The 1,522-nt window shown below is 66.8% G+C and carries 3 protein-coding genes; all 3 read right to left on the bottom strand.

The genetic code is table 11. The annotated features are described in order from the left end of the window. On the bottom strand, window positions 1–279 hold a 279-nt coding region (locus WBQ44_RS21105; protein WP_495568622.1), incomplete at its 3' end, for a DUF427 domain-containing protein. Between the two features lie 20 nt (window positions 280–299). Then, complete coding sequence (locus WBQ44_RS21100) at window positions 300–1,109, bottom strand: DUF2637 domain-containing protein (RefSeq protein ID WP_495568621.1); 810 nt, start codon at window positions 1,107–1,109, stop codon at window positions 300–302. A 57-nt stretch (window positions 1,110–1,166) separates the two neighbouring features. Further along, window positions 1,167–1,469 (bottom strand): WhiB family transcriptional regulator, encoded by a 303-nt coding sequence (locus tag WBQ44_RS21095; RefSeq protein ID WP_495568620.1) that lies wholly within the window; start codon window positions 1,467–1,469, stop codon window positions 1,167–1,169. Between the last annotated feature and the right edge of the window lie 53 nt (window positions 1,470–1,522).

Raw genomic sequence — 1,522 nt, 5'->3', positions numbered from 1 at the left:
GTGCACGTCCCAGTAGGTGGCCGCGCCCTTCCACTCGCAATGCGTCGACCGAGCGGCCGACGCCGTGAGCGCACCGGGCGCGACGTCGTCACGCGGGACGTACCAGGTCGGCGGATGGCTCGTTTCCAATACCCGCCACGCGTCCCTGGTCTCGGCCACGAGCACGCCATGGAACCGCACGGTGATCAAGCGCGTCGAATGTTCGAGCAGCGGCGGGCGGGGGTAATCCCAGACGGATTCCTGCCCGGAGCCTGGTTTCTGCGGTGTTACCTCGGTCATCTTCTCGATAGTGCCACGCCTCACGGCGCATCCACAGGGAACAGGTCTTCTGCACGATCGTCGTCGAGAATCCACCGGTCCACATCGGCGAGCGGGTCCCTCATATCCGCAAGGTCGGCCATGCTCACGGTCGGCGAAGCAGTGGCGGTCGGCGAAGCAGTGGCGGTCGGCGAAGCAGTGGCAGGCGACGAAACAGTGGCGGTCGGCGAAGCAGTGGCGGTCGGCGAAGTGGCGTTGGCCGTCGCAGCCGGGGTCGCGGTATACGCCGGCTCGGCAACGGGCGTCGGGGTTGCGGCAGGTTCGAGGGCCGGGGCAGCCTCGAGAAGCTTCTGAACTGCGGCGGTGTTCGTCGTAGACCGATGTTCGCGGGTATCGGGCCCACGTCCGGGATCCGGCTCGGGCCGCTCAGCTGGATGCACCGTCGGGATCCTCACGAGGATGCCGAGCCCGTGGGTGGCGGCGAGAAGGCTGACGGGGGCCACCGTGGCGATAGCGGCGGACAGGGCCGGGTACAACGTGCCTGCCTGAGAGATGAAGGCATGCAACGCATTAGCGCCGATACTGACCAGTGCCGCGATGACGAGGACAGCCCAGAAGAAGCGGCGGCCACTGCTCTGCTGATCGAACTGCGCCAACGCGATGACCGAGATGGTGGCCTGCAGGATGGTGCCGTCGACGATGACCGGCCACAGCCACGACAGATTACGTGGCACACCGGCCATGGTGGCCAGATCCCACAGCGCCGCGAAGCTCAGCACGAACGAAGCGATACCGATGACCGTGGTGATGACGACTGCACTGACGAGTGTCGCTCGCAGGACCTTGTTCATAGGTCGACATCGTGCACGAGTGCACCGACACGAATCCGATCGTCGGCCGATCGGCGGTCAGGCCAGCTGAGCTTCGCTGCGGTAGTGATCGGCGCGGTCGTGGGCGGACATGCCGCCCCAGACGCCGTACGGCTCGTTGGTCGAGAGCGCGTGGGAGCGGCACTGCGCCAGCACCGGGCACCGTGCGCAGACGTCCTTGGCCTGGCGTTCCCGCACTGCCCTTGCCCTGCCGCGCTCCCCCTCCGGATGGAAGAACACCGAGGAGTCGAACCCGCGACACAATCCGTGAAGCTGCCAATCCCACACTTCGGCGCACGGTACGGGCAGTTCGACGGGCCTGGACGGCACACCTCTCACCATGGTGTCTCCTCACATGCGTTCGCGGCCGGCTTGTGACCCGCTCGGTACGCAGC

Source organism: Rhodococcus sp. (in: high G+C Gram-positive bacteria) (assembly GCF_049591685.1).
GTDB lineage: Bacteria > Actinomycetota > Actinomycetes > Mycobacteriales > Mycobacteriaceae > Rhodococcoides.
This window is presented reverse-complemented; position numbering and strand designations above follow the sequence as displayed.

What these genes read in the sequence shown, in the direction of transcription:
- WBQ44_RS21100 (WP_495568621.1), bottom strand. Translation starts at nt 1,109, where the DNA reads ATGAACAAGGTCCTGCGAGCGACACTCGTCAGTGCAGTCGTCATCACC.
- WBQ44_RS21095 (WP_495568620.1), bottom strand. Translation starts at nt 1,469, where the DNA reads ATGGTGAGAGGTGTGCCGTCCAGGCCCGTCGAACTGCCCGTACCGTGC.